At 68.6% G+C, this 25,499-nt stretch carries 21 protein-coding genes; 9 read left to right on the top strand and 12 right to left on the bottom strand.

Going from position 1 to position 25,499, the window contains the following annotated elements:
* Window positions 1–31: 31 nt before the first annotated feature.
* The 3 genes from ACQCSZ_RS14295 to ACQCSZ_RS14285 form a co-directional block, all read right to left on the bottom strand.
* Window positions 32–1,828: a putative bifunctional diguanylate cyclase/phosphodiesterase gene (locus ACQCSZ_RS14295; RefSeq protein ID WP_427004415.1), complete on the bottom strand. Its 1,797-nt coding sequence runs from the start codon at window positions 1,826–1,828 to the stop codon at window positions 32–34.
* A 166-nt stretch (window positions 1,829–1,994) separates the two neighbouring features.
* Window positions 1,995–2,399 carry a YybH family protein gene (locus ACQCSZ_RS14290; RefSeq protein WP_427004414.1) on the bottom strand — a complete coding sequence of 135 codons (405 nt, stop codon included), beginning with the start codon at window positions 2,397–2,399 and terminating at the stop codon, window positions 1,995–1,997.
* Window positions 2,400–2,440: 41 nt separating this feature from the next.
* Entirely contained in the window at window positions 2,441–3,619 is a 1,179-nt protein-coding gene (locus ACQCSZ_RS14285) for a glycosyltransferase family 4 protein (protein ID WP_427004413.1), read from the bottom strand.
* A 658-nt stretch (window positions 3,620–4,277) separates the two neighbouring features.
* On the opposite strand from ACQCSZ_RS14285, the gene ACQCSZ_RS14280 reads away from it, so the two are divergent.
* The 3 genes from ACQCSZ_RS14280 to allB all read left to right on the top strand — a co-directional run bounded on the left by ACQCSZ_RS14280 (window position 4,278) and on the right by allB (window position 8,011).
* Window positions 4,278–5,762, top strand: a complete 1,485-nt coding sequence (locus tag ACQCSZ_RS14280; protein ID WP_427008349.1) for an NCS1 family nucleobase:cation symporter-1 — start codon at window positions 4,278–4,280, stop codon at window positions 5,760–5,762.
* Window positions 5,763–5,859: 97 nt separating this feature from the next.
* Complete coding sequence (locus ACQCSZ_RS14275) at window positions 5,860–6,612, top strand: aspartate/glutamate racemase family protein (RefSeq protein WP_427004412.1); 753 nt, start codon at window positions 5,860–5,862, stop codon at window positions 6,610–6,612.
* Entirely contained in the window at window positions 6,605–8,011 is a 1,407-nt protein-coding gene (gene allB, locus ACQCSZ_RS14270) for an allantoinase AllB (protein WP_427004411.1), read from the top strand. Before ACQCSZ_RS14275 ends, allB begins: the two co-directional genes overlap by 8 nt.
* Before the next feature lie 358 nt (window positions 8,012–8,369).
* On the opposite strand, the gene ACQCSZ_RS14265 is transcribed toward allB, so the two are convergent.
* The gene (locus ACQCSZ_RS14265; protein ID WP_427004410.1) at window positions 8,370–9,176 is read right to left on the bottom strand and encodes a hypothetical protein; all 807 of its coding nucleotides are present in this window, start codon (window positions 9,174–9,176) and stop codon (window positions 8,370–8,372) included.
* A 228-nt stretch (window positions 9,177–9,404) separates the two neighbouring features.
* Between ACQCSZ_RS14265 and ACQCSZ_RS14260 the strand changes: the two genes are divergently transcribed.
* Window positions 9,405–9,584, top strand: coding sequence for a hypothetical protein (locus ACQCSZ_RS14260; protein ID WP_427004409.1), 180 nt, complete (start codon window positions 9,405–9,407; stop codon window positions 9,582–9,584).
* Here the strand turns inward: ACQCSZ_RS14260 and ACQCSZ_RS14255 are convergent.
* The 4 genes from ACQCSZ_RS14255 to ACQCSZ_RS14240 form a co-directional block, all read right to left on the bottom strand.
* The gene (locus ACQCSZ_RS14255; protein ID WP_427004408.1) at window positions 9,581–9,829 is read right to left on the bottom strand and encodes a hypothetical protein; all 249 of its coding nucleotides are present in this window, start codon (window positions 9,827–9,829) and stop codon (window positions 9,581–9,583) included. The two genes, ACQCSZ_RS14260 and ACQCSZ_RS14255, sit on opposite strands and share 4 nt — an antisense overlap.
* The gene (locus tag ACQCSZ_RS14250) at window positions 9,822–11,258 is read right to left on the bottom strand and encodes an SPFH domain-containing protein (RefSeq protein WP_427004407.1); all 1,437 of its coding nucleotides are present in this window, start codon (window positions 11,256–11,258) and stop codon (window positions 9,822–9,824) included. Before ACQCSZ_RS14250 ends, ACQCSZ_RS14255 begins: the two co-directional genes overlap by 8 nt.
* 272 nt (window positions 11,259–11,530) lie before the next feature.
* Window positions 11,531–12,439 (bottom strand): HNH endonuclease, encoded by a 909-nt coding sequence (locus ACQCSZ_RS14245; RefSeq protein WP_427004406.1) that lies wholly within the window; start codon window positions 12,437–12,439, stop codon window positions 11,531–11,533.
* A gap of 295 nt (window positions 12,440–12,734) precedes the next feature.
* Entirely contained in the window at window positions 12,735–13,196 is a 462-nt protein-coding gene (locus tag ACQCSZ_RS14240) for a DUF4383 domain-containing protein (RefSeq protein ID WP_427004405.1), read from the bottom strand.
* Window positions 13,197–13,369: 173 nt separating this feature from the next.
* Between ACQCSZ_RS14240 and ACQCSZ_RS14235 the strand changes: the two genes are divergently transcribed.
* Complete coding sequence (locus tag ACQCSZ_RS14235) at window positions 13,370–14,698, top strand: DUF6350 family protein (protein WP_427004404.1); 1,329 nt, start codon at window positions 13,370–13,372, stop codon at window positions 14,696–14,698.
* Between the two features lie 28 nt (window positions 14,699–14,726).
* Here ACQCSZ_RS14235 and ACQCSZ_RS14230 read toward each other — a convergent pair whose 3' ends face one another.
* Entirely contained in the window at window positions 14,727–15,158 is a 432-nt protein-coding gene (locus ACQCSZ_RS14230; protein ID WP_427004403.1) for a hypothetical protein, read from the bottom strand.
* A gap of 39 nt (window positions 15,159–15,197) precedes the next feature.
* On the opposite strand from ACQCSZ_RS14230, the gene purN reads away from it, so the two are divergent.
* Window positions 15,198–15,776, top strand: a complete 579-nt coding sequence (gene purN, locus ACQCSZ_RS14225) for a phosphoribosylglycinamide formyltransferase (protein WP_427004402.1) — start codon at window positions 15,198–15,200, stop codon at window positions 15,774–15,776.
* Window positions 15,777–15,849: 73 nt separating this feature from the next.
* On the opposite strand, the gene ACQCSZ_RS14220 is transcribed toward purN, so the two are convergent.
* Window positions 15,850–17,202, bottom strand: a complete 1,353-nt coding sequence (locus ACQCSZ_RS14220) for an MFS transporter (protein WP_427004401.1) — start codon at window positions 17,200–17,202, stop codon at window positions 15,850–15,852.
* A gap of 207 nt (window positions 17,203–17,409) precedes the next feature.
* On the opposite strand from ACQCSZ_RS14220, the gene purH reads away from it, so the two are divergent.
* The 3 genes from purH (at window position 17,410) to ACQCSZ_RS14205 (ending at window position 23,496) form a co-directional block, all read left to right on the top strand.
* Window positions 17,410–19,119 carry a bifunctional phosphoribosylaminoimidazolecarboxamide formyltransferase/IMP cyclohydrolase gene (gene purH / locus ACQCSZ_RS14215; protein WP_427004400.1) on the top strand — a complete coding sequence of 570 codons (1,710 nt, stop codon included), beginning with the start codon at window positions 17,410–17,412 and terminating at the stop codon, window positions 19,117–19,119.
* A 419-nt stretch (window positions 19,120–19,538) separates the two neighbouring features.
* Window positions 19,539–21,761, top strand: coding sequence for an NADP-dependent isocitrate dehydrogenase (locus ACQCSZ_RS14210; protein ID WP_427004399.1), 2,223 nt, complete (start codon window positions 19,539–19,541; stop codon window positions 21,759–21,761).
* 292 nt (window positions 21,762–22,053) lie between these two features.
* Window positions 22,054–23,496 carry an IS1380 family transposase gene (locus tag ACQCSZ_RS14205; protein ID WP_427004398.1) on the top strand — a complete coding sequence of 481 codons (1,443 nt, stop codon included), beginning with the start codon at window positions 22,054–22,056 and terminating at the stop codon, window positions 23,494–23,496.
* Window positions 23,497–23,673: 177 nt separating this feature from the next.
* Here ACQCSZ_RS14205 and ACQCSZ_RS14200 read toward each other — a convergent pair whose 3' ends face one another.
* Both ACQCSZ_RS14200 and ACQCSZ_RS14195 read right to left on the bottom strand, forming a co-directional pair.
* Window positions 23,674–24,189, bottom strand: a complete 516-nt coding sequence (locus ACQCSZ_RS14200; RefSeq protein ID WP_427004397.1) for a mucin-associated surface protein — start codon at window positions 24,187–24,189, stop codon at window positions 23,674–23,676.
* Entirely contained in the window at window positions 24,186–25,307 is a 1,122-nt protein-coding gene (locus tag ACQCSZ_RS14195; RefSeq protein ID WP_427008348.1) for a serine/threonine-protein kinase, read from the bottom strand. The genes ACQCSZ_RS14200 and ACQCSZ_RS14195 overlap by 4 nt, the downstream gene beginning before the upstream one ends.
* Window positions 25,308–25,499 lie beyond the last annotated feature (192 nt).

The following is a 25,499-nucleotide window of genomic DNA, read 5'->3' as shown; positions in this document are numbered from 1 at the left end:
TGAGCTCGGCCACCGGGCCTAGCCGCCGAACTCAGCGCGGCCGCTCGACCCTGCCGATCGCGTCCAGCGCACTTTCCATCGTCCCGGCCAGCTCACCCGCCGGGGCCGGCCTGGCGAACAGATAGCCCTGCAGGGAATCGCAGCCCCGGTCCATCAGGTACTGGGCCTGGGCCGGCGTCTCGATGCCCTCGGCCGTGACCAACAGGCCCAGGCCGTGGGCGGCGGTGATCATCGTGGTGAAAAACGGCAGCCGTTCCTGGCCGGTCCTGATCATCGCGACGAACGAGCGGTCGATCTTGACCTCGTCCAGCGGCAGCTCCCTGAGCCGGTCCAGGGACGCGTAGCCGGGGCCGCAGTCGTCCATCGCGATCCGCACGCCGGCCTCGCGAAGCTGGCGCAGCTGGCGCAACACGTCGGAGTCGGCGTCGAAGAACACGCTCTCGGTCAGTTCCAGCATGAGCTGGCGCGGATCCACCCCGGCTGACGCCACGATCGCAAGCACGTCCGTGCCGAAGTCGCGGTGCTGGAACTGCAGGCCGGAGACGTTCACCGCAACGCTGTAGGCGGCATCGCCGGTCAGCCAGGGCCGGATTTCGGCGCAGGCGCGGCGCAGGACCTCGTCGCCGATTTCGCGGATCAGTCCGCTCTGCTCCGCCGCGGGCAGGAATTGGTTGGGCGGAACCACGCGGCCGTGCCGTTGCCAGCGCGCGAGGGCCTCGAACTGGACTACCGAGCCAAGCCTGGGGGACACCACCGGCTGGTAGTGCACCGAGATCTGGCCCAGCTCGACGGCGCGCCGGAGCCCGGTCCCGCCGTCGGGCCGGTGCGCCGCAGTGTCCAGCATCGCCGGCAGGAAGCGCAGCCACGTGCCCGGGCCGCCTGTCTTAGCCGCGGTCATGGCCGCATCCGCCTGCCGCAGCAGTTCCGCGCCGTCCGCAGTCTGGCCGGTCTGGGAGGCCAGCCCCATGCTCACGCCGGGCCGCACCAGGGTCCCGCCGACGAGCAGCGGCTCCTGCACGGCCGCGGCGACCCGCGCGGCCACCGCGTCCGCGTTGAGGCAATCGGTCAGCAGCACCCCGAATTCGTCCGCGCCGAGGCGGGCCACCGTGTCGTGCGGGCGGACGCAGTTGCGCAGCCGGCCGGCGACCTCCACCAGGAGCTCATCGGCGGCCGAACACCCCAGCGTGTTGTTGAGGTTCCCGACGTCGGCCAGGTCCAGCAGCAGGATGTCCACCGGATCCGCCCGACGCAGCGCCGCGGCCAGCCGCTCATTGAACAGGGTCCCGTTGGGCAGCGCGGTCAGCGGATCACGCAGCACCCCGGCCTTGAGCCGGTCATCGTGTTCGGCGAACGCGGCAGCCCCCGCAGGGGAAGAAACAGCAGAAGCAGCAGCAGTACGACGGCGGTGCGCCGCGGCTCCTGCCGCGGCGCCTGAACCGGCGGCGGGCGGGGAGTCCGGCCGGGTTCCCACACCGCGGACCGACAGCGCGACGGGCTGCCTTGCGGGGGCGGAATCCGGGCCGGCCGGGACCAGCGAGCAGGTGATCTCGACCCGGAGTTCGGTGCCGTCGGCGCGGCGGCCGGAACCGGTCAGGGTGCGGGAGCCGTGGGCGGCGGTGGCCGCCAGACCGGCCAGGACGGCGCGGAAATCCTCACGCCAGGTCTCGGCCAGCAGGAGGCCGGAGTCGGCGCCGAGGAGCCGGGCGCGGGGGTAGCCGAAGAGCTGCTCCGCGGCCAGGTTCAGGAAGGAAATGGTTCCGTCCGGGTCGAGCAGCAGCAGCGCGTCCGGGCTGTGCTCCAGCAGTACTTGTGCGAAATCAGCGTCCAAAGTGTTTGCCTGCCCCCAAGCGACGGATACGGAAAATGCAGCCGCCGCACCACATCTGATTCGGTAGGCAGGGCGGGCTGCGCCTTCTGAATCATATGTGGTGCGGGGCGCCGCCGCGTCACCCGCGTCAGGGGGAGGCGACAATGTGTAGGGATGGTTGGCCTGTTCAGTGTCCCTGCTGTGTGGGGAGCGGGTCCGCGTGGCGGTGCACGAGCGCCCAGGTGGTGCCTTCGGGGCGATAAATGCTGGTCACCCGCAGGTCCAGGGACGAGATGGCGTCGCCGCCGCCGATCCTGGCCTGCCAGTGTTCGATGTCCAGGAAACAGGCGAGATGGGGCGTGACATGCCGGGTCAGGGGATCCACGGCGGTTACCTCTCCGTCTCGGAACCGGGCAGCCGCGGCATCGAGGGCCTCAGCGACTTTCTTCCAGCCCACCACCGGCGGGCCCCACGGATTGGCCAGGGACACATCGGAGCGGTGGGAAAAGACAGCCTTGGCGGGTTCCGGGTCGCCTTTGGCAAACCGGTTCACGGCTTCACGAAACTGTTCGATGACCTCTTCGAGGCGCATGGTTCCCGCTTTCTGGCTGACAGGTTTTGGATCCGACGGCGTCAGTACAGCGGCGTCGGGGATATCCGAATCCTATCCCCGCGGCGTCGCTGTACCGCCTTCGCGGCGTCGGCGTCGACCACCTCTTTGTAGTGCTGGACCAGTTCGGCGCCCAGGACCGACCACGTCCGGCCCTGGACCGAGGTGTGGGCCGCCGCGGCGAACGCGCGGCGCTTGGCGTCGTCGCCCATCAGGTCCATCACGCGTGCCCGCAGCCCGGCCAGGTCGCCCGGCTTATACAGCCAGCCGGTGCGGGAGTTTTCGACCAGGTCCAGCGGGCCGCCGCGGCCCGTGGCCACCACCGGAACGCCCGATGCCATGGCCTCCTGGATGGTCTGGCAGAACGTCTCGAACTCGCCGGGGTGCACGAACAGGTCGAAGGATGCCACCGCCCGGGCCAGCTCCTCGCCGCCGAGGAACCCGGTAAACACCGCGTCCGGCAGCGCCGCCTCGAGGGCCGGCCGCTGGGGGCCGTCGCCCACGATCACCAGGCGTGTGCCGGGGACATCTGCCAGCACTGCCAGGTCCTCCACCTGTTTTTCGACCGCGAGCCGGCCCACATAGCCGATGATCCGCTCGCCGTCCGGCGCTACGGCGGCCCGCCAGCCGCCGTCGCGCTTCTCCGGGCTGAACCGCTGCGTGTCCACGCCGCGCCGCCACATGTCCACCCGCGGAATGCCGCGGCCGCGGAGCTGGTTGAGCGCGAAGGTGGAGGGCACGAGGGTCCGGGATGCCAGCACGTGGATGTGCTCCACCCGGTTCCAGGCCCAGTTCTCCAGGAACGGCACGCCATAGCGGCCGGCGTAACCGGGAACCTCGGTCTGATAGATGGCAACCGTGGGGATCCCCAGCTGGTGCGCGGCCTGTACCGCCCGCCAGCCGAGCACGAACGGGGACGCCAGATGGACGACGTCGGGCGCGAAATCGGCAAGGATTCGCTTGACCCGATACACACCGCCCAACGCCACCCGTACATTCGCATACCCGGCCAGCGGCACCGAGGGGAGCCGGTGGATGTACGCGCCAAGCACCTCGTGCGGGACCTCGGTGTCCTGCGTGGACGGCGCGATCACCAGCACCTCGTCTCCGCGCTCCTGAAGATGCTCCAGGACCCGCAGGATCGAGTGCGTTACCCCGTTCATCAATGGCAGGAATGATTCGGCCACAATTGCGATCCTCACCCCTCCACGGTGCGTGCGGTGGCTGTCGGGCCGGGGGAGCGGGTGTGGCCGGGAGGGGAAGAGTGGGTTAACACGAAGGCCCGGGTTCTCGCCCGGTTTTCGCATTGTGGAATTTAGTTATCCTATTGTGAAATGGTGTGATCTGGCTTACTGTGGTTTTACGTCCTCAACGATGTGGGCGGAATCCAAGTGATTGGTCTGAGTTCCATGTACATCCCACAACCTGCAGGGCTGAAAGCGAGTTCGGCCCCTGCCCGGAGGAATACGGCGCCGGCGCGCCTCCTCCTGAACAGCTCTGATCGCCCCGGCGGCGCCTTCAGACCCCGACCGCCGTGGGCAGATCCCCGCAGCTGACCGGTTCAGATATACAGGCGGCACCGCCTCCGCCACCGTGCTGACACCGCACGAATTAAGACGGATCCCCGCTTCCCTCCTGCTTGAGAGCCTGCCATCTCCTGGCGCGCTGACCCCCGGAAGCCGGAACCACAGCCCCACTGCTTGTATGCGGCATTTGGCATACCCAAAATTTCTTCAATTCCAGAAAGGCTTTTCCATGAATCTGGTGCCGGAAACGACCCGCCCAATCGATGTAGCCATTCCCGAGGACACCATGGGCCACCACCATGAGCACCACCACCATGAGCACCACGACCCCATCATGCACGAGCCGCCGGTCAGTGCTGAGGCCCTGGGCTTGTCGCCGACAAGCGCCCGGCTCTACAACCAGGATCTTGCCCCGACGAAGATGGCCGGACGCCGGTGGACCGCGTACAGCATCTTCACTCTGTGGGCCAACGACGTGCACAGCCTGGGGAACTACGGCTTCGCGATCGGGCTCTTCGCGCTGGGCCTCGGGGCCTGGCAGATCCTGCTGGCCCTCGGTGTGGGCGCCGTCCTGCTGTTCCTGCTCCTGACCCTTTCGGGCTTCATGGGCCACAAGACGGGTGTCCCCTTCCCCGTCATGAGCCGCATCGCGTTCGGCATCCACGGCGCCCAGATTCCCGCACTCATCCGTGGCGGCGTCGCGATCGCTTGGTTCGGAATCCAGACCTATCTGGCATCCCTGGTCCTGAGGGTTCTGCTCATCGCGCTGGTTCCGGGACTGGCGGACCTCGACAAGAATGACATCCTGGGCCTGTCCACCCTCGGCTGGGTGTCGTTCCTGTCCCTGTGGATTGTCCAGGTCATCATCGTCCGGTACGGAATGGACATGATCCGCAAGTACGAGGCCTTCGCCGGGCCGATCATCCTCGTCACGATGGCAGGCCTCGCCATCTGGATGTTCCTCCAGGCCGGCGGCTCCATCGCTCTCTCGACTAAGGATGCCCTGACCGGAGATGCCATGTGGCGCGAAATCTTCGCCGGCGGCGCCCTCTGGGTCTCCATCTACGCCACCTTCGTCCTGAACTTCTGCGACTTCACCCGTGCCTCGACCACCCGCAAATCCATCATCAAGGGCAACTTCTGGGGCATCCCGATCAACATGCTCTTCTTCGGCCTCATCGTCGTCGTCATCACCGGGGCCCAGTTCAAGATCAACGGCGCCATCATTGGCAGCCCCTCCGACATCGTCCAGTCCATCCCCAACACGTTCCTCCTGGTGGCAGCGGCGCTGGCTCTCCTGGTCCTGACCATCGCGGTGAACCTGATGGCCAACTTCGTCGCCCCCATCTACGCCCTGACCAACCTCATGCCCAAACGGCTCGACTTCCGCCGCGCCAGCCTGGTCAGCGCCATCATCGGCCTGGTCATCCTGCCGTGGAACCTGTACAACAACCCCGCCGTGATCGTGTACTTCCTCGGCGGCCTGGGCGCCCTCCTCGGCCCGCTGTTCGGCGTCATCATGGCCGACTACTGGCTCATCCGGAAGACCCGGATCAACGTCCCCGAGCTCTACACGGAAATCAGCCACGGCTCCTACTTCTACAGGAAGGGCGTCAACACCCGGGCCGTCGCAGCCTTCATCCCGGCCGCGGTCATCTCGCTCCTCATCGCCTTCATCCCGGCACTGGCACCGGCGGCCGCGTTCTCCTGGTTCATCGGCGCAGGCATCGGAGCCATCGCCTACTTCCTCATCGCGGACCGCAACAGGACGTTCCACGACGTGTCCGGCGAACCGATCGCCGTCCCCAGCCTCCACTAGGACCCCGGTCAAGATCCCACAATCCGCGGGGCCGGGCACTCCCCTCAGGAAGGCCCGGCCCCGAGACCTCCCCACCCGACCCGACCCGAAGGACACCATGCGCATCCTCGTCGCCAACGTCAACACCACGGCGTCCATGACCGAATCAATTGCCGCCCAGGCCCGCGCGGCCGCCGCCCCCGGGACGGAGATCGTCGGCCTGACACCCCGGTTCGGCGCCGACTCCTGCGAGGGCAACTTTGAAAGCTACCTTGCGGCCATCGCGGTCATGGACGCCGTTCTCGCCTACCCGGAACCGTTCGACGCCGTCATCCAGGCCGGCTACGGCGAGCACGGGCGGGAGGGGCTGCAGGAGCTTCTGGACGTCCCCGTCGTCGACATCACCGAAGCGGCGGCCAGCACGGCCATGTTCCTGGGCCACAAATACTCGGTGGTCACCACCCTTGACCGGACGGTCCCGCTGATCGAGGACCGGCTGAAACTCGCCGGGCTGGATGCGCGCTGTGCCTCCGTCCGCGCGAGCGGCCTTGGTGTCCTCGAACTCGAAGAATTCCCCGAGCGGGCGGTCGAGGCCATCCTCGACCAGGCCAAACGCGCCGTTGAAGACGACAAGGCAGAGGTGATCGTCCTCGGATGCGGCGGCATGTCGGGCCTTGATGAAAGGATCCGGACCCGGCTTGGCGTCCCCGTCGTCGACGGCGTCGCAGCCGCGGTCACCATCGCGGAGTCGCTGGTGCGCCTGGGACTGTCCACCTCGAAAGTCCGCACCTACGCCGCGCCGCGACCCAAAGTGGTGACCGGCTGGCCGTTCCCCACATCCATCACAGAAAAGGTGAGCACCAATGACTGACGCAACAGAGCCCCAGTTTGACCTCGTGATCCGGGGGCGGCGGGTCCTGACCACCGCCGGGATCGCGGCCCGCGAAGTGGGGGTGCGGGGCGGGAAGATCGTGGCCCTGGAACCCCTGGGCAACGGGCTCTCCGGCGCCGAAACGATCGACCTGGCCGACGACGAGACCCTCATCCCCGGCCTGGTGGACACCCACGTCCACGTCAACGAGCCGGGCCGGACCGAGTGGGAGGGCTTCGCGTCCGCGACCCGCGCGGCGGCGGCCGGGGGCGTGACCACCATCATCGACATGCCGCTGAACTCCATCCCGCCCACCACCACCGTGGAAAACCTCAAACTCAAGCGCAGCGTGGCCGAGGACCAGGCGTTTGTTGACGTCGGGTTCTGGGGCGGTGCCGTGCCAGGCAACAAGGCCGAGCTGCGCGGTCTCCACGACGAGGGCGTGTTCGGCTTCAAGTGCTTCCTGCTGCACTCCGGCGTGGACGAGTTCCCGCACCTGGAAGCGGACGAGATGGAAGAGGACATGGCCGAGCTCAAGTCCTTTGACTCGCTCATGATCGTCCACGCCGAGGACTCCCACGCGATCGACCACGCACCCCACCCGGGCGGCGACCACTACGCGACGTTCCTGGCCTCCCGCCCCCGCGGCGCCGAGAACAAGGCGATCGCCGAGGTGATCGAACGGGCCCGCTGGACCGGGGCCCGGGCGCACATCCTGCACCTGTCCTCCTCGGACGCGCTGCCGATGATCGCCAGCGCCAAGCGCGACGGCGTGCACCTGACCGTGGAGACCTGCCCGCACTACCTGACCCTGATGGCCGAGGAGATCCCCAACGGCGCCACGGCGTACAAGTGCTGCCCGCCGATCCGCGAGGCGTCCAACCGGGAGCTGCTGTGGAAGGGCCTGCAGGACGGCACCATCGACTGCATCGTCTCGGACCACTCACCCTCCACCCTGGACCTCAAAGACCTGGAAAACGGCGACTTCGCCGTGGCCTGGGGCGGGGTGTCCTCCCTGCAGCTGGGCCTGTCCCTGATCTGGACCGAGGCCCGGCACCGCGGCATCGCCCTGGAACAGGTGGTGTCCTGGATGGCCGAGAAGCCGGCCGCCCTGGCACGGCTCTCCACCAAGGGCCAGCTGGCGCTTGGGTACGACGCCGACTTCTCGGTCTTCGCCCCGGACGAGGCCTACGTCGTGGACGTCTCCAAACTCAAGCACAAGAACCCCATCACCCCCTACGACGGCAAAGCACTCTCCGGCGTCGTCCGCAAAACCTACCTCCGCGGCACCCTGGTCGACGGCCGGACCCCCACCGGCAAACTCATCCGCCGCGGCGGGATCGAGGGAAGGCAGCCCGAAAAGCGCCAGCACGAAGACCCCTCGGTCAGTTACGCCTAGATCCCGGCCGGCCACGCCGGCTGGGGCGCCGAAGTTGCCCCGCACTGCCGTCATGGCCGTGCGGGGCAACTTCCGAACCGGTTTCCGGTCTCAGCGCGGAGTTGTGGCGCCGGACCGACGCATCGGGTCCGGCCCGTTACCGACGCTGCAGAGTTGGCGCATCGGATCGGGCCAGTTGCCGACTCGACCGGGTGCATGGGTGGCGGCCCGGGCGGAGCCGCGGTGCGCGGCAAGGGAAACGGAATGAAGCAAGGGGGTGTGGATTGACATGACTGTTCTCCTGACTGAAATTTGAATTCCGTACGCCGAGGGCGCCGGTGGCCGTTGTCTGCCCGTAAGAGGGCAGGGATGGCCTTATTCAGTCAGGGGAAGACCCCGGGTCGAAGGACGGACCGGCTGCCGGAGCATGCGCCATGTCCGGCACCGGGGCACTCCTGCTCGCGGCCAAGGGATTCCAGAATCCGGCGGCGTCACCTGCAGCCTGGGCACCGCCGCCCCCGGGCCCGGCTCCGGGTCCGGAGGACGAGGAGCCTGCAGGGCCCTGCAGAGCGGACAGCCAGGGCAGCTTCTCCGGATCCTGCGGGGCGGCTGGTGGCGAGGAAGGTGCGAGGTATTCGTCAGCTGCCGGCAATGCCCGGACCGCAGCGGCGTCAACCGGCAGCTGCGCCGCGGTGTCGCCCGGTCCCGCAGTCCGTTGGCCAAGGCCGGCCGCGGCTTGCTTCGGCAGCGCGGCGTCCGGTGGGGTGGCCGGTGCGGTTGCCGGTGCAGTGGCCGGGCGGGCCTCATTGCCGGTGGTCGGGGCAAGCGGGACCCGGGGCGGGACCACCGGGGGAACGGGGAGCGAGACCGGCAGGACGCCGGACGCCTGGTCAATGACGTCTGCTGCCGGGTTGAGGACCGGGGCGGCAGCCGTGAGGACCGGGGCAGTCTCGGTGAGGACCGGGGCGGCAGTGTCGGCCACGGTTGCGACAGCAGCCGGTGCCTGGTTCAAAACCGCAACGGCGGTGCGCGCCAGGGCAGCCGCCGTCTGGGCCGGAGGGGCGACCGGAAGGGGCACTTCTTTGATCGGCACGGCGCCGGGCCCGGATCCCGGACCGGCCGGCGCGGCGTCGGCGGTTCCGGCACCCCAGACGAGCCAGGCCAGGGCAAGAAACGCGGAAAGCATCAGGGCGCGCGCGGCAGGACCGCAACGATCCCGCAGGCTGCTTCCCATCCGATGAACCCCCAGAGGTGACGGAGCCTCAGACTACGCCCGGTGCCGTCGCCCAGTCCAGAGGTCGCGTTGACTTCCGGAAACCTCCACGTGGCCGGCGAAACGGGGCTGACGCAGGCAGGAACCCCTCGGCACACGCGGCCCGTCCGCCGTAAAATTGGAGTCAGAGGTGTTCCAGAAATGACCGGGCCAATCGTCGTCGTACTCTTGCTCCTCGCCGCCGTCACCCTGCTCGGTGTCATCGGCACGGTGGTGGTGGTGGTGCGTGACGGCCGCGGCCGGGTCCCGGCGGAGCGCTCGGACCGCCCCTGGATGGCGGGAAACCTGCCCAGCGTGCCGTACTCGCTCTGGCGCTTCTAACCGTGGGTGTCGTGCCGGAGGACGTCCGGGAGTTCATCGACGTAGACCGTCTGGGGCGGCTCGTAGTAGATCACCAGAACCTGCTCACCGACGGCAAAAACGCTGGTCTTGTCGAAGGGGTGGGCGTGGAAGGCGCTGGTGCCGCCCCGGAAGGGCAGCATCACCTCGCCGATGGTGCCGGGCCCGATCGGTCCGGTGACCCGTCCGATCTTTCCCGTCAGGCTCCGGTCAACGTCCTTATGCATCCGGGGCTTTCGGCGGCTGCTTGGCTCCGTCCCGGCCGTTCCTGAGCGCGGACCGGAGGGCAGGGAGGTAATCGCCCACCTGGGCCAGGATCCCGCCGATCATCCGGTTGATGCCGTCGCCGCCGTTCAGGACGGTGAGCTGCCCGACGTGCGCAAACGGGGCGGCCGCCGCCGCGATGATGGCCGGCATGGTCTCGGCCAGCTGCTGGGAAATGACGGCCTCCTGGTTGGTCCCGAGCGCTTCGGCGCGTGCCTTGATGCCGTCCGCCTCGGCGAGGGCCTTGGCCTTGATGGCGGAGGCGGCGGCGTCACCACGGGCCTTCGTGGCCGCAGCCTCCGCTTCACCGGTGACGCGGGTGGCTCCGGCCGCGGCTGCCGCCGCCGTCGCGTTGGCCTGGGCCTGGAGTTCGGTGCGCCGGGCGTTGGCCTGGGCTTCGAGTTCGGTGCGCCGGGCCAGGGCTTCGGCGGCACTGATGTCGGCGGATTTCTGGCCCTCGGCGTCGGTCCGCTTGGCATAGGCCTTGGCATCGGCGGGCTTGCGGACGGTGGTCTGGAGCTTCTGCTCCTCCCGGTCCGCCTCGAGCTTGGCCACCTCGGTTTCCTGGACCACCACCTGCTGGCGGGCGGTGGCATCGGCGAGCGGGCCGGCCTGGGCGGCGTTGGCCTTGGCCCTTTCGGCGTTGGCCTGCGCCAGGGATTGCCGGATCGCGGAGACGCTCTGGGCGTCGGCAATCAGCGCCTCCGCCTCGGCTTCCTTTTCCGCCGCTTCACGGTTCCGGGTGGCCTCGGCGATGCGGGCCTCCATCTTGACCTGGGCAATATGGGGTTTGGCGATGTTCTGGATGTAGCCCGTGGGATCCTGCAGGTCCTTGATCTGCAGCGAATCGACCACGAGGCCGAGCTTCTCCATTTCAACCCCGCTGGCGCCGCGGACCTGCGACGCCAGTTTGTCGCGCTCGCGGATGATTTCCTCCATGGTCATGCTGCCGATGATCGAGCGCAGGTGCCCTTCAAATACGTTGTAGACCTGGCTTTCCATTTTGGGCTGCTGGCCCAGGAACCGCCGCGCGGCATTGGCGATGAAGGGCGGGGCGTCGCCGATCTTGTATATGACAACACCCTCGACTATCACCTGGATGCCCTGGGACGTCACGCAGGAAACCTTGAGTTCGGTTTCATTCAGGGTCAGGGACAGGGTCCTCACGGTCTGGAGCCCGGGCAGCACGAGGGCGCCCTTGCCGGTGACGATCTTGAAGTCCATTCCCTCCCGGGTGTCCAGCGTGCCCCGCGTCAGCCCGGAGATGATGAGGGCTTCATTGGGCTCGGCCACCTTCCACATCAACTTTGTCGCCAGCCAGATGACGGCGACGACGACGACCGCGCCGATGAGCGTGGCAATCAGCGGGTAGAAGCCTGACAAGTCCGGCATGACCAGGTCCTTTCACTGTGGTGGAAAAGGCGTAGAGCAACGCGGCTGCTGGCGGTCCCCGGCTGGTCTGGATACGGGAAACGCCGGCCGCCGAGCCAGCTGTTGTAGACAGTCTGTGTGGCTCCCCGCCGGGAAGTCCATAGCAGGCCCGGCTTTTTTGCCGGTGGACGTTTGTACTGCGGCAACCGCGCTGTGGCAACCGGGCTGGTGGCAGTTGAGCTGGCGCAACTGGTGGCGGCAGCTGGGCTGGCCCGTCGTCCCTCGGGTCGCCGCTACGGCCCCAGCATCCTCCGGGCCTCGCGTTCGGCGTCAAGCTCCTCGGGGGTCACCGTCGCTCCGGCCAGGAATCCGGCTCCGGCGATGATCCGCCGCAGTTCCGCCACGGTCCTCGGTGTGCTGACGCCCTGGTGCGCCATGGCGTGGCAGTTGGCGCAGAGCGGCACGAGGTCCGTGACCGGATCCAGTTCGTAGCCGCCGCCGAGCTGGGAGACCGGGACGATGTGATGGACGTGGATGAAATCCTTGCCGATCGCGCCATAGCTGATTTCAAACGAGAACCCGCAGGCCGCGCAGCCGGTGCCGTGATGCGCGATGCAGGCGCGCCGGGCTTCGGGGCTTCGTTCGTACCGGTTTATCGGAACCCGGGTGAGGGCCCCCTCGGGGTAGGTGCCTGGTGCGGGCTGTGTGGGGTCCGGTCCCGGCGGCCGCCCGAACTCGGTCCAGAGGGCCCGGATTCTGGCCTCCTCGGACGGCCCGACGGTCAGCACCGGGCCGTGCGTCCCGTCCGGGTGACCCTCCGCCACGGACTCCTCGGGAACGCCGACGTCGAGCTGGTCAGGAAGCCGGTCGCCGAGGGGGTCGCCGATCTGGTCGCCGATCTGGTCGCCGAGGGACAGGAGAGCGTCGAAGGCCACGATCACGGGCCTTGCCGTCCCATCGGGCCCGGCATAGAGCGGTTCTGGTTCCGGCTGCGCGGAGACCACGACACCGTGCCCGATCAGCCCGCGTCCGTGACGCCCCTGCAGGAGCAGCCAGGCTTCGGTGCCGGAGCGGATGTTCCGGTGGCGGCCGACGTCCCAGGGCTCCATGTGCAGCCCCGCAACGGCGACCCGATCGACGGCTGCGGGGTAATTCCAGCGGTTCCAGTGCTCCGGGTCCCAGGCCAGGATGATGGCGGTCATGGTCCATTGTCCCAGTGACCCGGCCGGGCGCGCGCCCATTTGCCGGAAACGGCCGCATAGCGAGGTGGTTAGCGGCCGTTTGTGGCAAATGGGCGCACTTATGGGGGCCGGACGAACCGCGGCCGGGCCGGACCGCCGTTGCAGGCAGGTCGCAGGCATGTCGCCGGCACAAGGAAGCTGGTGCAGCCGCTGCGTTTCCGCGAGGCGCCTGCACCAGCAGGTAGTACGAATTTTCAGATTGCTATGAAACGTTACTCATTCGCGGCTCCCTTTGTCCCGGTGATTACTTCCGGGTTTACCTTGCGTCGTCGGCCATATGCCTCGACATCAGCCAACCGGCGCCAATCATTGCTACGCCCAGCACCAAAAGGGTCCAGTCGTCCGCCATGTTCAGCGACAGGAAGTTAGCCGCCGACCCCACGCCGACAATGAGCCCGTAAACGCTAAGGACGATGTACAGCAGGCCGAAGCCCATGAGGAAGTTCCGGGCGCCCATGGCATTCCGCGACATGGCTGCTCCGGTAGCGCCGATGGCCAGCTGAACGATATTCAGCAACATCGACACCTGGAACAGATTCAGGAACATGGCCCTGGAATCAGGTCCGAAGAACCTCAGTTCGCCGTACTGCGTGGTGATACCGGGGATGAACCCCAGGATGCCCACGACTAACAGGACGATACCAACACCCATGCCGACGTTCTGAACATCTGTCCGACCGAAGTGAACGCCGTGTGCATGTGGGGATGCGGTAGTCATTTTCTGCCTCCAACCACTGATTGCGGACATTCCAATTTTACGGCGGGCCTCTGGAAAAAGCGCCGTCGGAAAGAGGGATTGAACGGTGTCGATCAGCGGCGGCGCCTGCCGGGTCCGGGTGTTGAGCCTGTCGGAACCTTGGCCGTGCCCCGCACATGGCACCATGGAACACGATGAAACTGCGCGCTGATCAGACCGGAGAACGTGGCCTTCCCATGCCCTTGGGGCTGCAGGGGGCGCTGGAGTCCGCGCAGGCAGCCGTCATTTCGGCCCTCGTGGTGGCCGCGCCGATCATCGCCGTGTGGGCCACGGCCGGCTTCCAGAACGGCGGCTTCGACGTGCTCGCGCGGCTGGCCGGCCAGGCGTGGCTGCTGATCCACGGCGTCCCGCTGCTCCTGGACACCGCCGGCACCGGAGCGGCAGGGTCCGCGGCGCGCCCGGGCTCGGCCACCCTCTCGCTCATCCCGCTGGGGCTGACCCTGATCCCGTTCCTCCTCGCCTGGCGGGCCGGCCGCCGGCTGGCCCGCGCCTCCTACACGGACCAGCTCTGGCAGGCGCTGCTTGGCTCCTGGCTGATGTACGCCGGCTTCGGCCTGACCACGGGCTTCGTCTGCCGCACCGACGACGTCGGCATCAGCCTCTGGTCCGCCGCGCTGATCCCCGTGGTTCCCTTCGCGCTCGGCATGGTGGTCGGGGCGCGCCGCGAGGCGGCCTCGTGGAGCCGGCTGATCGGCGTCGACGCGGTGGACTGGATTTCCCGCACCAGCCAGCACTCGCGCTGGGCCGGGTCGTACCTGGGCTCCGCCGTCAAGGCCGGTTCCGTGGCGCTGATGGCCAGCCTGACGCTGTCCGCCCTGCTGCTCGCCGTCGACATCTTCATCCACTGGAACCTCGTGATCGCCGTCTATGAAGGGCTCGACGCCGGAGCCATGGGAGGTGCCGTCCTCACCATCGCGCAGCTCGGCTTCCTGCCCAACCTCGCGGTGTTCGCGCTCGCCTGGACCTCAGGCTCGGGCTTCGCCCTGGGGATCGGCTCACAGGCGGGGGCACTCGGGACGGCCGTCGGGCCGCTGCCGTCCATCCCGCTGTTCGCGGCGCTGCCCTCCGGTCCGCCGGACTACGGCTTCGTCGCGCTCGTGGTGCCCGCGCTCGCCGGCGCCCTGGCCGGCTGGTGGTTCCTGCGCGAGGGGGAGAACCACTTCGACGAGTGGCTGTCCATCAAGATCCGTGCCCGCTGGTTCACCGCGGCCGTGTCCACCCTCGTCCTGGGCGCCATGATCGGCAGCGTGGCCGGGCTGCTCGCAGCGGGTCTCGCGTGGCTGGCGCGCGGATCCGCCGGCGTCGGGCGGCTGACGGATATCGGCCCGGACCCGCTCCGGACGGCCCTGTACGTGGCCGCCGAGGTGGGAATCGGCGTCGTCATCGGTTACGCGGCGGGACCCTGGCTGGAACGCCAGCAGAAACTGCGCGAGGCGGACCTGGACAGGGCCGCACGGAACTAGCCGGGCTGCCCGGCGCAGGCCCACGGCCTCAGCGCAGCTGGGCCGACAGCGACTTCTCCAGCTGCGTGCGGCACTCGGAGGCCCTCTGCTGCGTGAGGGCAGAGCGCGTGCACTCCTGGTAATCGCGGAACTGGTTGAAGAACGCTGCGGAGGCGAGGATCACCAGGACCATGACCGCGGAGACCAGCAGGCCGGCGATCGTCCCGAACAGCACCAGCCGGGATTCCTTGCATTTGAGGGCCCGGATCAGCACCATGATGCCCAGTACGAGGCCCACCGCCGTCAGGAGCGCGGTCAGCCACAGGTAGCTGATGTCCAGCCGGAAAACGAAGAACGAGCCCAGGACCACCAGGATGAAGATGCGGAACAGGGTGTGGGTCTTGACGAGCGATGCTTTGGCCGCCTCGCTGGGCGGCTGACGGCTCCGCTGGCTGTCGGCGGGGCCGTTCGGGGGATTCATGTTTGCCAGCCTACGCGAGCGGCCCCATAAGCTAGGACGATGCGCATAGTTGTCCTCGTGTCCGGTACCGGCTCCAACCTCCAGGCCGTCATCGACGCCGTGAAAGAGGGGCGGCTCGACGTCGAGATCGCCGCCGTCGGCGCGGACCGGCCGGGGACCTACGGGATCGAGCGCTCGGCCGCCGCCGGAATCCCGACCTTCGTGGTGGACTTCAAGGCCTGCCCGGACCGGGCGGCCTGGAACGAGGCGCTCACCGGGGCCGTGGCCGCCTTCGCGCCGGATGTGGTGGTGTCCTCGGGGTTCATGCGGATTGTCAGCGCGGACTTCATCGAGGCCTTCGGCGGCAAATACCTCAACACCCACCCGGCGCTGCTCCCCGCTTTTCCCGGCGCCCACGGCGTCCGTGATGCCCTGGCCTACGGCGTGAAGGTCACCGGCTGCACGGTGCACTGGGCCGACGCCGGGGTGGACACGGGCCCCATCATCGCGCAGGAGGCCGTGGCGGTCGGGGACGGCGAGACCGAGGAGTCGCTGCACGAGCGCATCAAGGTGGTGGAGCGCCGGCTGCTCGTGTCCACGCTGGCGTCCCTCGCCGCGGCTGAAAAGTCACCCAAGTAACTCGCAGTAGTTGTCGTTTTCAGGCCTCAAAACGACAACAACTGCCAGTCAGTTGGGCTGCTGCGCGGGGCTCCTACTCGAGGCGGCGCTGCTTGGTCTCGGGGGAGAAGAACGCCATCCACAGCACGGACAGCAGCACCAGGCCGCCGGCCAGGGCGAACGACGTCGCCAGCCCCAGTTCCGGCCACAGGACCGCGGCGAAGACCACGGGCCCGAACCCGGCGCCGAGCCGCGAAAACGTCGAGGCCCAGCCGAAGCCCGAGCCGCGCAGCTCCGTCGGGTAGAGCTCGGACACGTACGCGTACAGCACGGGGATGGCCACCTGCACCACGAAGCCGAACACGAGCAGCCAGAACACGGCAGCCGTCGGGATGTCCACCACCACCGCCACGACCACCAGCGTCAGCGCGGACAGCGGACCGGTGATGGCCAGGATCCACTTCCGGCCCACGCGCTCCACGAGCAGGGCGGCCAGCACCACGCCGAGGAGCCCGACGGCGGACATCGACGCCGTCGTGAGGAATGCCGCGTAGTCCTTGAAGCCGGCACCGATCAGGATCCGGGGCATCCACGTCAGCGACAGGTAATAGACCAGCAGGATGCTGAAGAACAGCGCCCAGGCCGCCGTCGTGATCTTCCAGCTGAACTGCCAGACCAGGCGCAGCTGGGTCCACGCGCTGCCGGCGGAGAGCCGCGGCGCGTCCTGCGGCGCGGGCAGGCTGTAGGCGCGGGGCTCGGCGCCGGTGGCAGCGACCAGGCCATCGATCACGGCGGCGGCCTCCTCGCGGCGGCCCCTGCGGATCAGGAACAGGGGCGATTCCGGGACGCTGCGCCGGACCCAGAACACCAGCAGGGCCGGGAGCACCATCACGAGCATGGTCAGCCGCCAGTCCGCGAACGCCGCCACGAGCCCGGCGGACACGAAGCCGCACAGCGCCGCCCCCACCGGCCACCAGCCGTCCATCGCGGTCAGGACCCGGCCGCGCTGCCGGCGGGGCGTGAACTCGCCCACCAGCGCGTAGTCCACCGGGATGCAGCCGCCCAGGCCGAAGCCTGCCATGAAACGGAACACGCAGAACCAGAGGAAGTCGGGCGAGAACGCACCCAGCACGGTGAACAGCGAGAAGATCAGCAGCGTCGCGGTGAAGGCCTTCTTGCGCCCGATCGTGTCCGCGATGGTGCCCCAGACGAAGGCGCCCAGGGCCATGCCGATCAGGTTCGAGGCGCCGATCCAGGCGGCGTCGCCGGGGCCCAGCGACCAGTGCTTGGACAGCAGCGGAATCAGGATGCCGTTGAGCGTCACATCCCAGGCATCAAACATGAAGCCCAGTCCGCCGATCAGGAAAATCCGGCCCTGGACCCGCCACCGCCACGGCAGTTCCTGGACCACCTGTTCGCCGCTGGGCACAGTGGTGTACGTATTCATCTCAGCCTCCTGGGAAAACTCTACGGGCAGGCAGCGGTCCCCGGGCAGGCCTCGTCCTCCGGCGCGCGGTCCGGCGCCCACCCCGGCGCCCATGCCCGCGCGCACTCCGGCGCCATCCGGCGCGCGGGGGGTCCCGGCGCCGCGACGCGATAAACTGGCCCCATCCCACCACCTGCGGCGCTGCCGCGAGATAAGACGGAGACCTTTGTGAGCCTTACGCAGCCTGAGCGTGTAACCATCGACCGTGTTCCCATCCGCCGTGCCCTCGTTTCGGTCTACGACAAGACCGGTCTGGAGGAACTCGCGAAGGGCCTGCACGAGGCAGGCGTCAAGATCGTCTCCACGGGCTCCACCGCCAAGAAGATCGCCGCCGCCGGCATCCCGGTGCAGGAAGTCGAGGAAGTCACCGGCTCCCCGGAAATGCTCGACGGCCGCGTCAAGACCCTCCACCCGCGCGTGCACGGCGGCATCCTCGCGGACCGCCGCGTCCCGGCCCACATGCAGACCCTCGCGGACATGGACATCGAGCCGTTCGACCTCGTCGTCGTCAACCTCTACCCGTTCGTGGAGACCGTGAAGTCCGGCGCCGCGCAGGACGACGTCGTCGAGCAGATCGACATCGGCGGCCCCGCGATGGTGCGCTCCGCCGCGAAGAACCACGCCGCCGTCGCCATTGTGGTGGACCCGTCCTCCTACGGCGACGTCGTCAGGGCCGCCGCTTCGGGCGGCTTTGACCTGAAGACCCGACGCCGGCTCGCCGCCAAAGCCTTCGCGCACACCGCCAGCTACGACAACGCCGTGGCGACCTGGACCGCGAGCCAGTTCCTCGACGAGGACGGCGACGGCGTCATCGACTGGCCCGCCTACGCCGGCCTCGCGCTGGAACGCTCCGAGGTCCTGCGCTACGGCGAAAACCCGCACCAGCAGGCCGCGCTGTATGTGGACAAGGCCGCTCCCGCCGGCATCGCGCAGGCCGACCAGCTGCACGGCAAGGCGATGAGCTACAACAACTTCGTCGACGCCGACGCCGCCCTCCGCGCCGCGTTCGACTTCGCCGGGCCGGCCGTGGCCATCATCAAGCACGCCAACCCCTGCGGCGTGGCCGTGGGCTCGGCGGACGCTGCCGATCCGATCGCCGACGCACACGCCAAGGCCCACGCCTGCGACCCGGTCTCCGCATTCGGCGGCGTGATCGCGGCCAACCGTACCGTCACCGCCAGCATGGCCAGGACCGTCGCGGGCATCTTCACGGAGGTCGTCATCGCGCCGGGCTTCGAGGACGAGGCCGTGGAGATCCTGTCCAAGAAGAAAAACATCCGCCTCCTGACGCTGCCCGAGGGCTACGGCCGCTACCCGACCGAGTTCCGCCAGGTCTCCGGCGGCATGCTCGTGCAGGCCACGGACAAGGTCGACGCCGAGGGCGACAACCCGGCCAACTGGACCCTCGCCGCCGGCGGGGCCGCCGATGCCGCAACGCTGGCCGACCTCACCTTCGCCTGGACCGCCTGCCGCGCGGCCAAGTCCAACGCCATCCTGCTCGCCTCCGAGGGTGCTGCGGTGGGTATCGGCATGGGCCAGGTGAACCGACTCGATTCCTGCCGCCTCGCCGTTGAGCGCGCCAACACCCTGGGCGTCACCGTACAGTCCGACGGTACTGTTGGGGGCGATGCCCCCGGTGGGGCTGCGGCCGTTACGGCAGAACCGGGCGCCAGCGGTGCCCCCGAGCGCGCCCGCGGCGCCGTGGCAGCCTCGGACGCGTTCTTCCCGTTCGCCGACGGCCTGCAGATCCTGATCGACGCCGGCGTCCGCGCCGTCGTCCAGCCCGGCGGATCCGTCCGGGACGAGGAAGTCGTCGCCGCGGCCAACGCCGCCGGCATCACCATGTACTTCACCGGGGCCCGGCACTTCTTCCACTAGCCACCGGCTTCCTCTGGCTTCCTCTGGCACTTCCTTTAGGGGTCCGAATGGACATGCCCTCCCCTCCCCGGGGGGCATGTCCATTTTTTGTGCCCGGGACTGGGCACAAGGGGAATATGTCCACGCCCGGGCCTGAGCGGAGGGCATGTCCGGTGCTGATGGGGTGCGCGGCAGCAACCAGGGGAGGCCCGGCGGGGGGCATGTCCATTTTTTGTGCCCGGGACTGGGCACAAGGGGAATATGTCCACGCCCGGGCCTGAGCGGAGGGCATGTCCGGTGCTGATGGGGTGCGCGGCGGCGTCACGGAGGGCCCGCGTCCGACGCCGGGAAGAACCAATCTGGCCACCTCGGGTAAGTTAGAGGTGTCGAACTAACACCCGATTCCGGATATCCGCAGACTTTCAGGAGACGCCCGAGCAATGGCCAAGATTATCTATACCCACACCGACGAAGCGCCGATGCTGGCTACCTATTCGTTCTTGCCGATCGTCGAGGCGTTCGCGTCCACGGCCGGTGTGGAAGTGGAGACCCGCGACATCTCGCTGGCCGGCCGCATCATCGCCACTTTCGGCGACTACCTCACCGAAGAGCAGCGGGTCAGTGATGCCCTGGCCGAACTCGGCGCCCTGGCCAAGAACCCGGAAGCCAACATCATCAAGCTTCCCAACATCAGCGCCTCGGTGCCCCAGTTGAAGGCAGCCGTCGCGGAACTCCAGGGCAAGGGCTATGCGCTGCCGGATTACCCGGACAACCCTTCCTCGGACGAGGAGACGGACATCCGCTCCCGCTACGACAAGATCAAGGGCTCCGCCGTCAACCCGGTGCTCCGCGAAGGCAACTCCGACCGCCGCGCACCGCTCTCGGTCAAGGCTTACGCCCGGCAGAACCCGCACAGCATGGGAGCCTGGAGCCCGGATTCGCAGACCAACGTCGCCACCATGGGCACCGATGACTTCCGCGACAATGAGAAGTCCGTCGTCATCGAGGCCGACACCAACATCAAGATCCAGTTCGTCAAGGAAGACGGCACGGTCAAGGTCCTGAAGCGGTCCTTCCCCGTCCTGGCCGGCGAGGTCATCGACGGCACCGTGATGCGCGCCGCCGCGCTGGATGAGTTCCTCGCAGCCCAGGTGGCCCGGGCCAAGGACGAGGGCGTGCTGTTCTCCGCCCACCTGAAGGCCACCATGATGAAGGTCTCCGACCCCATCATCTTCGGCCACGTCGTCACGGTGTATTTCTCCGAGCTCTTCGGCACCTACGGCAAGCAGATCGCCGCCGCCGGCCTGAGCCCGAACAACGGCCTCGCGTCCATCCTCAACGGCCTCGGGGACCTCCCCGAGGACATCCGCGGCGACGTCGAGGCCCTCATAACCAAGGGCCTCAACGAGGGACCCGAGCTCGCCATGGTCGACTCCGACAAGGGCATCACCAACCTGCACGTGCCTTCCGACGTCATCGTCGACGCGTCGATGCCGGCCATGATCCGCAGCTCCGGCCACATGTGGGGCCGCGACGGGCAGGAAGCCGACACGCTCGCCGTCCTCCCGGACAGCAGCTACGCCGGCATCTACCAGGTGGTCATCGACGACTGCCGCGCCCACGGAGCCTACGACCCGACCACCATGGGCACCGTCCCCAACGTCGGCCTCATGGCCCAGGCCGCGGAGGAATACGGCAGCCACGACAAGACCTTCGAGATCACCGCCGCCGGCACCGTCCAGATCGTCGACGACGCCGGGACCGTGCTGGTTGAACACCAGGTTGCCCCCGGCGACATCTGGCGCGCCTGCCAGACCAAGGATGTGCCGATCCGCGACTGGGTCAAGCTGGCCGTCACCCGTGCCCGCGCTTCCGCCATGCCGGCCGTTTTCTGGCTGGACAAGGGCCGCGCCCACGACGCCCAGATGATCGCCAAGGTCGAGGAATACCTGAAGGACCACGACACCGAGGGCCTGCAGATCGCCATCATGGCCCCGGACGAGGCCACCGCCTTCACGCTGGAGCGCATCCGCAAGGGCGAGGACACCATTTCGGTCACCGGCAATGTGCTCCGCGACTACCTCACCGACCTGTTCCCGATCCTGGAGCTCGGCACCAGCGCCAAGATGCTCTCCGTGGTCCCGCTGATCAACGGCGGCGGCCTCTTCGAAACCGGCGCCGGCGGCTCCGCGCCGAAGCACGTCCAGCAGCTGCTGAAGGAAAACCACCTGCGCTGGGACAGCCTGGGTGAGTTCCTCGCCCTGGCCGTGAGCTTCGAGCACCTCGCCACCAGCACCGGCAACGCCCGCGCGCAGATCCTGGCCGACACCCTGGACCGCGCCACCGGCACCTTCCTGCTCGAGGACAAATCCCCGAAGCGCAAGTCCGGCGAGCTGGACAACCGCGGAAGCCACTTCTACCTGGCCAAGTTCTGGGCCCAGGAGCTGGCACGCCAGACGGACGACGCCGAGCTGGCCGCGGCTTTCGCCGCTGTCTCGGGCGCTCTGGACTCCGGCGAGGAAACCATCACCGGCCAGCTCCTGGCCGTGCAGGGCTCCCCGGTGGACATCGGGGGCTACTACCGCCCCGACGCGGCGAAGGTCACCGCCGTCATGCGCCCCTCGGCAAAGTTCAGCGAAGTGCTGGCCCTGCTCAGCAAGTAGCACCCGGCCCGCCGACGAACTGCCGGCGCCGGGATGACGCAGCGAGGTGCCGGCAGCACGATGCCGCAGCGAAAACGCCCCGCCTCCCTTTCGGGAGGCGGGGCGTTTTCCGTAGCCGTCTTCATCTGAGCGGGGCTTCACGTCGGGGTTGCCCGACAGGGCAGGGCCCTAGCCCGGGGTTTTCATCAATGTTGGGCTGACGGGTGTGTTTAAGAGACGAAAAGGTGCTCTGACAAGGGAAAATAGGGGTGTCTACGCCGTTATTTCCGTGTCTTGAAGGAGCACCTTTTCGATGCACCAGTCTACCAAGGTCTTCCCATCCGTCCCGGTTTCTTTCACCGGCCAGTCGCTGGTCTCCCATGCCGGGGGACGGATCCTGACCTCATTCATCGACGCCCTCGGGTTCCGGGACCTGTGCGAGGACCGGCTGGGCCAGTTCGTCCCCGTGACGGCCTCACACCGGCCCGGGAGGCTGCTCGGGTCGCTGGCGGTGATGCTCGCCGCCGGCGGCGAGCATGCCTCCGACCTGGACATCCTGCGCTCCCAGCCCGGCGTGTTCGGCCAGGTGCCCTCGAACGCAACAGTCTCGCGGTTCTTCGAACGCACCGTGAAGAACCCGGACGTCTTCGATTACGGCTTTTCGACCCTGGCCAAGGAACTGCGGACCCGGGCCTGGGAAGCCGCCGGGGACCGCAGCCCCGCGGTGAAGGCGACGGCCGCGGACCCGCTGGTCATCGACCTCGACGCCACCTTGGTGACCTCGCACTCGGACAAGGAACAGGCCACCGGAAACTACAAGGGCGGTTTTGGATTCGCCCCGTTCACCGCCAGCATTGATTACGGTGCCGGCAGCGGCACCGGGGAGGAACTCGCGGTGCTGCTGCGTCACGGCGGGGCCACGGCGAACAACGCCGGGGACCACATCCGCATCTTCGAGGCCGCCATCGCCGTCCTGCCCGACGCCCTCTACGGTGAGGACGAGGAACTGGACGGGGAGAGGATCCTGGTCCGCACCGACAGCGCCGGCGCGTCCCGGAAGTTCCTCTGGTACCTGCATTCGCGCGGCGTGCAGTTCTCCGCCTCGTACCCGGTTCCGGTCGGCAAGGCCCACATGATCGACTGGATCAACGACAAGAAATACTGGCAGCCGGCCCTGGACCAGGACGGGGTCGAACGCGACAACGCCTGGGTCATCAACGCCACCCAGGTGATCCCGCTCCAGGACTACCCGCCCGGGACGAAGATCTTCCTGCGCGCCGAACCGCTGCACCCCGGCGCGACACCGACCCTGCTCGACATCGACGGTCACCGTGTGACAGCGTTCCTGACGAATGCCCCGCGCTGGCACGGACCTTTTCTGGATGCCCGGCACCGGGCCCGCGGCCGGGCCGAGAACCGCATCAAAACCCTAAAGAACACCGGGCTCGGAAAGCTCCCCTTCTTCGATTTCGCCGCCAACCAGGCCTGGGCCAACCTCGCGGTCCTGGCCGCGAACCTGGTCTCCTGGCTCCAGCTCACCGCCCTGCCCGACGGCCACAAGGCACGGGGCTGGGACATCAAACGCTGGCGCTACCGGCTCTTCGCCACCGCCGGGAAGATCATCACCCGCGCCCGCCGGAACCACCTGCTGCTGCCCGCCGCCGCGCCGGAGCAACCCCTCATCGCCGCCCTGCTCGAAGCCATCAGCCGGATCGCCGCGGCCGCGAACCGCCCCGCACCCCTGCTGCGGACCTGACACCACAGCCCCCCGGACAATCACGAGCAGGAAAGAAGAACACCAACGGGATCAGTGGAAACCCGCGCACCGCCCGGCGCCCCCGGGCCTTCAGCCACGCCCGAAATCCGATTCAGGCCGCCGGGACGGCAAAAACCAGGCCCGGCGCCCCGACCGCCATCCGATGAAAAATCCGGGCTAGTCCTTGCCCTTGTCTTTCGCTTTGGCCTTGCCGCTGTTCGCCGGGACCGGCGCGGGAACCACCACGGCGGCCGGCGGGGCAGCGGCGGCTGCAGCCCGGGCCGCTTCTTCCTCCGCCGCCTTTTCGGCTGCCAGCCGTTCCGCTGCCTTCCGGGCCGTTTCGGCCGTGGCCTGCCGGGCGGTGAGATCGGTCCGGACGGCGGCGATGGAGGCCCGGATGTTTTGATGGCGTTTGAAGGAAACGGCGCCGCTGGCGGCGGCCTGATCCAACCTGGTGGCCAGCTCATCGAGGAGTTTTAGCGAACCGGCCGGGTCCTCGGCGGCCGCGGCCTCGGTGACGGCGAGAACCTGGGTCTGGAGCGCCCTGGCCGCGTCGGGACGCAGCTCGGGAGGTGCGCCGCAGCCTGCCAGGGCACCGGCAAACAGGGCGGCGCAGGCCAGGAAGACCGCAGTTGCCGATCGCCGGCGGGGACAGCGGACACCGCGGCGCCGGCCGGTGGTGCTGGGGCTCATGGCTCCACGCTCTTCTGCAGCTGGTCCAGATGTTCCCCCAGGGTGCCGGTGACAGCCGGGTAGGGGACGACGGCGGGCGTCGCCGGGGAAGCGACAGCGACAACGACGGCGGCTCCCGCGACGAGGATGACGGCGGCCAGGAGCAGGACGGCCCGGGTCCGGCGTCGGGCCTGCCGGAAGCGGGCCACGGTGCGGGCCACGAACGGGTTCCGGCCACGCCGAGGTGCCGTCACGCCGTCGGGAGCCGGCTGGTGCCGCGGGTGCGTGCCGGGGTCCGGGAGCCGCGGGGGGCGTGCAGGCGGTGCCGGCAGTACCCGGGTATGCTCTTCGGCGAGGATGCCGGGAACGGACCCGGGCGAGACCACTGCCTGGCGCAGCGCCGCCTCCAGCGCCGCGGCGCCGGGACGGGCGAGAGGATCCAGAGCCGTCATGGCCCGCAGCAGGTGCGCCCATCCGGCCGGAACGCTGTCCGGGATGGCGGGGGCGCGGTGCAGCCGGGCCACGGCCGACTCCACGGCGCTGCCCGGATACTCGATCCCGCCCTTGATGCACTCGAGCAGGACGAGCCCCAGCGAGTAGATGTCACTGGCCGGGCCCAGATCCGCGCCCCTGGCCTGTTCCGGGCTCAGATAGGCGGCGGTCCCCACCATCGTGCCGGTGGTCGTCAGCCGCGTCGCGTCCAGGCTCCGGGCGATGCCGAAGTCCGTGAGCTTTGGCCGCAGGGGCTCACCGGGCCGGACCCGCACCAGCAGGATGTTTGCCGGCTTGATGTCACGGTGGATGATGCCCAGCGAGTGCACATATGCCAGGGCAGCGGCTACCCCCGCGCCGATGACGGCCAGCTCGTCCAGGGGCACCGGACTGTGCCGGATCCTGGTCCGGAGGTCCTGGCCGTCCACCAGTTCCATGGTCAGGAAGGGCCGCGGTTCCCCCGGGATCCGGGTGTCCGTCCCGGCGTCGAACAGGGTCACGAGGCTCGGATGACTCAGACCGGCCAGCAGCTCGATCTCGGCCTCCTGGCGCCTGAGTTCGTCAGGATCGGCGGACTGCGGCGCGAAGAGTTTCAGCGCCACGTCCCGGCCCAGATTCAAGTCCTTGGCGGTGTAGACCGAAGCCATCCCGCCCCGGCCGATCACTCCTCCCAGTTGATAGCGGCCGCCCAGCAGCTCAGCCGTGACGCTTTCGGGCGCAAAATCCACGATGTCCCCGTCCCTTCCCTGGGCGCCACGGCGGCGCTCCTGAAGAATATTACGGGGTCCGCGCCCTCGGTGGGCCTGAGTCCAGGCTGCGTGCGGCCGGCCGCACCGAGG

Source organism: Pseudarthrobacter sp. H2 (assembly GCF_050157045.1).
Classification (GTDB): domain Bacteria; phylum Actinomycetota; class Actinomycetes; order Actinomycetales; family Micrococcaceae; genus Arthrobacter.
The sequence above is the reverse complement of the archived record's forward strand: the minus strand, read 5'-3'. Positions and strand labels throughout refer to the sequence as shown.